The following is a 5,052-nucleotide window of genomic DNA, read 5'->3' as shown; positions in this document are numbered from 1 at the left end:
ACTGGTAGGATCCGCAAGCCGTAGCTGTGGTATCGCTGTGCAGGCCACTGGCGATGGTGAGGTGCAGCACGGTAGTATCGGTACAGGCTCCGTTGGTCGTGGTGAAGCTGTAATCCCCACTCGTGGTATAGGTCTGTCCATGCCACTGGTAGGATCCGCAGGCGGTAGCCGTGGTATCACTGTGCAGGCCGCTGGCAATGGTGAGGTGGAGCACCGTAGTATCGGTACAGGCTCCGTTGGTCGTGGTGAAGCTGTAATCTCCACTGGTGGTATAGGTCTGTCCATGCCACTGGTAGGATCCGCAGGCCGTAGCCGTGGTATCGCTGTGCAGGCCGCTGGCAATGGTGAGGTGGAGGACTACAGTATCCTGGCAGGAGCCATTAGTAGCATAGAAGGGATAGTCACCACTGGTGGTATAGGTCTGTCCATGCCACTGGTAAGATCCGCAGGCTGTAGCCGTAGTATCGCTGTGCAGGCCACTGGCGATAGTGAGGTGGAGCACTACGGTATCCTGACAGGAGCCATTAGTAGCATAGAAGGGATAGTCACCACTGGTGGTATAGGTCTGTCCATGCCACTGGTAGGATCCGCAAGCCGTAGCCGTGGTATCACTGTGCAGGCCACTGGCGATGGTGAGGTGCAGCACTACGGTATCCTGGCAGGAGCCATTGGTAGCATAGAAGGGATAGTCGCCACTGGTGGTATAGGTCTGTCCATGCCAGATAAACTGGGCACAAGCCGTAGCTGTAGTATCGCTGTGCAGGCCACTGGCAATGGTGAGGTGCAGCACCGTAGTATCGGTACAGGCTCCGTTGGTCGTGGTGAAGCTGTAATCACCACTCGTGGTATAGGTCTGTCCATGCCACTGGTAAGATCCGCAGGCTGTAGCGGTGGTATCGCTGTGCAAGCCGCTGGCGATAGTGAGGTGGAGCACCGTAGTATCGGTACAGGCTCCGTTGGTCGTGGTGAAGCTGTAATCTCCCGATGTGGTGTAAGTCTGTCCATGCCAGATAAACTGGGCACAAGCCGTAGCGGTGGTATCGCTGTGCAGGCCGGTGGCGATGGTGAGGTGCAGCACGGTAGTATCGGTGCAAGCTCCGTTAGTCGTGGTGAAGCTGTAATCTCCACTGGTGGTATAGGTCTGTCCATGCCACTGGTAAGATCCGCAGGCTGTAGCGGTGGTATCGCTGTGCAGGCCGCTGGCGATGGTGAGGTGCAGCACCGTAGTATCGGTACAGGCTCCGTTGGTCGTGGTGAAGCTGTAGTCTCCCGATGTGGTATAGGTCTGTCCATGCCACTGATAGGAGCCGCAGGCGGTAGCCGTGGTATCGCTGTGCAGGCCGCTGGCGATAGTGAGGTGGAGGACTACGGTATCCTGGCAGGAGCCGTTGGTGGCATAGAAGGGATAGTCTCCCGATGTGGTATAGGTCTGGCCATGCCACTGGTAGGATCCGCAAGCCGTAGCCGTGGTATCACTGTGCAAGCCACTGGCGATAGTGAGGTGCAGGACCGTAGTATCGGTACAAGCCCCGTTGGTCGTGGTGAAGCTGTAGTCTCCACTCGTGGTGTAGGTCTGTCCGTGCCAGATAAACTGGGCACAAGCTGTAGCCGTGGTATCGCTGTGCAGGCCACTGGCGATGGTGAGGTGGAGGACTACGGTATCCTGGCAGGAGCCATTGGTTGCATAGAAGGGATAGTCTCCCGATGTGGTATAGGTCTGTCCATGCCACTGGTAGGATCCGCAGGCTGTAGCCGTGGTATCACTGTGCAAGCCACTGGCGATAGTGAGGTGCAGGACCGTGGTATCGGTGCAAGCTCCGTTGGTCGTAGTGAAGCTGTAATCGCCACTCGTGGTATAGGTCTGTCCATGCCAGATAAACTGGGCACAGGCCGTAGCCGTGGTATCGCTGTGCAGGCCACTGGCGATGGTGAGGTGGAGGACTACGGTATCCTGGCAGGAGCCATTGGTTGCATAGAAGGGATAGTCTCCCGATGCGGTATAGGTCTGTCCATGCCACTGGTAGGATCCGCAAGCCGTAGCCGTGGTATCGCTGTGCAGGCCACTGGCGATGGTGAGGTGGAGGACTACGGTATCCTGGCAGGAGCCATTGGTGGCATAGAAGGGATAGTCTCCCGATGTGGTATAGGTCTGTCCATGCCACTGGTAGGATCCGCAAGCCGTAGCCGTGGTATCGCTGTGCAGGCCACTGGCGATGGTGAGGTGGAGGACTACGGTATCCTGGCAGGAGCCATTGGTTGCATAGAAGGGATAATCACCACTCGTGGTATAGGTCTGTCCATGCCAGATAAACTGGGCACAAGCCGTAGCCGTGGTATCGCTGTGCAAGCCGCTGGCGATAGTGAGGTGCAGCACGGTAGTATCGGTACAAGCTCCGTTGGTCGTGGTGAAGCTGTAGTCGCCACTCGTGGTATAGGTCTGTCCATGCCAGATAAACTGGGCACAGGCCGTAGCCGTAGTATCGCTGTGCAGGCCACTGGCGATGGTGAGGTGGAGGACTACGGTATCCTGGCAGGAGCCATTGGTTGCATAGAAGGGATAGTCTCCCGATGCGGTATAGGTCTGTCCATGCCACTGGTAGGATCCGCAAGCCGTAGCTGTGGTATCGCTGTGCAGGCCACTGGCGATGGTGAGGTGCAGCACGGTAGTATCGGTACAGGCTCCGTTGGTCGTGGTGAAGCTGTAATCACCACTCGTGGTATAGGTCTGTCCATGCCAGATAAACTGGGCACAAGCCGTAGCCGTGGTATCACTGTGCAGGCCGCTGGCGATGGTGAGGTGCAGCACCGTAGTATCGGTACAGGCTCCGTTGGTCGTAGTGAAGCTGTAATCCCCACTCGTGGTATATGTCTGTCCATGCCAGATAAACTGGGCACAAGCCGTAGCCGTGGTGTCGCTGTGCAAGCCATTGGCGATCGTCAGGTGGAGAACTACAGTATCCTGGCAGGAGCCATTGGTCGTGGTGAAGCTGTAGTCACCACTCGTGGTATACGTCTGGCCATGCCACTGGTAGGATCCGCAGGCTGTGGCGGTGGTATCAGTATGGCTACCATTGGCGATAGTGAGGTGGAGCACCGTGGTATCGGTGCAAGCTCCGTTGGTCGTGGTGAAGCTGTAATCTCCACTCGTGGTATAGGTCTGTCCATGCCACTGGTAGGATCCGCAGGCAGTAGCCGTAGTATCACTGTGCAGGCCACTGGCAATAGTGAGGTGGAGGACTACGGTGTCCTGGCAGGAGCCATTGGTAGCATAGAAGGGATAGTCACCCGATATAGTATAGGTCTGTCCATGCCACTGGTAGGATCCGCAGGCGGTAGCCGTGGTATCGCTGTGCAGGCCGCTGGCGATAGTGAGGTGCAGCACGGTAGTATCGGTGCAAGCTCCGTTGGTCGTGGTGAAGCTGTAATCCCCACTCGTGGTATAGGTCTGTCCATGCCAGATAAACTGGGCACAGGCTGTAGCCGTAGTATCGCTGTGCAGGCCGCTGGCGATGGTGAGGTGGAGAACTACGGTATCCTGGCAGGAGCCATTGGTAGCATAGAAGGGATAGTCTCCCGATGTGGTATAGGTCTGACCATGCCAGGTAAACTGGGCACAGGCCGTAGCCGTGGTATCGCTGTGCAGGCCACTGGCGATAGTGAGGTGCAGCACGGTAGTATCGGTACAGGCTCCGTTGGTGGTGGTGAAGCTGTAATCCCCACTCGTGGTATAGGTCTGTCCGTGCCACTGGTAGGATCCGCAGGCGGTAGCCGTGGTATCGCTGTGCAGGCCGCTGGCGATAGTGAGGTGCAGCACGGTAGTATCGGTACAGGCTCCGTTGGTCGTAGTGAAGCTGTAATCCCCACTCGTGGTATAGGTCTGTCCATGCCACTGGTAGGATCCGCAGGCGGTAGCCGTGGTATCGCTGTGCAGGCCGCTGGCGATAGTGAGGTGCAGCACGGTAGTATCGGTACAGGCTCCGTTGGTCGTAGTGAAGCTGTAATCCCCACTGGTGGTATAGGTCTGTCCATGCCACTGGTAAGATCCGCAGTCGGTAGCGGTCGTATCAGTATGGGTGCCGTTGGCAATGGTCAGGTGCAGCACGGTAGTGTCGGTACAGGCCCCGTTGGTCGTGGTGAAGCTGTAATCTCCCGATGTGGTATAGGTCTGCCCATGCCACTGGTAAGATCCGCAAGCGGTTGCAGTCGTATCGGTATGGGTACCATTGGCGATGATGAGGTGCAGCACGGTGGTGTCGGTACAAGCTCCGTTGGGGGCTGTGAAGCTGTAGTCACCCGAAGACGTGTAGGTGGCCCCATGCCATACATACTGGGCACAAGCCGTAGCGGTAGTATCGGTATGGGTACCATTGGCAATGGTCAGGTGCAGCACGGTGGTGTCGGTACAAGCTCCGTTGGGGGCTGTGAAGCTGTAGTCACCCGAAGACGTGTAGGTGGCCCCATGCCATACATACTGGGCGCAAGCCGTAGCGGTAGTATCGGTATGGGTACCATTGGCAATGGTCAGGTGCAGCACAGTGGTGTCGGTGCAAGCTCCATTGGGAGTCGTGAAGTTGTAGTCTCCAGATGTGGTATACGTCTGACCGTGCCATGCATACTGGGCGCAGGCCGTAGCGGTAGTATCGGTATGGGTACCGTTGGCAATGGTCAGGTGCAGCACGGTGGTGTCGGTACAGGCTCCATTGGGAGTCGTGAAGCTGTAATCGCCGGATGTGGTATACGTCTGACCGTGCCATGCATACTGGGCGCAGGCCGTAGCCGTGGTATCGGTATGGGTACCGTTGGCAATGGTCAGGTGCAGCACGGTGGTGTCGGTGCAAGCTCCGTTGGTCGTGGTGAAGCTGTAGTCTCCCGATGCGGTATAGGTCTGTCCATGCCACTGGTAGGATCCGCAAGCCGTAGCCGTGGTATCGCTGTGCAGGCCGCTGGCGATAGTGAGGTGCAGCACCGTAGTGTCGGTACAGGCTCCGTTTGTCGTGGTGAAGCTGTAGTCACCACTGGTGGTATAGGTCTGTCCATGCCACTGGTAGGATC

At 57.4% G+C, this 5,052-nt stretch carries 1 protein-coding gene; it reads right to left on the bottom strand.

Annotated elements, in window-relative coordinates; genetic code table 11:
* Positions 1–5,052 (bottom strand): RHS repeat domain-containing protein (locus ACYU7Z_RS07945; RefSeq protein WP_460569163.1); only part of this gene is annotated, 5,052 nt, incomplete at both ends.

The organism is Flaviaestuariibacter terrae (assembly GCF_054777635.1).
The sequence above is the reverse complement of the archived record's forward strand: the minus strand, read 5'-3'. Positions and strand labels throughout refer to the sequence as shown.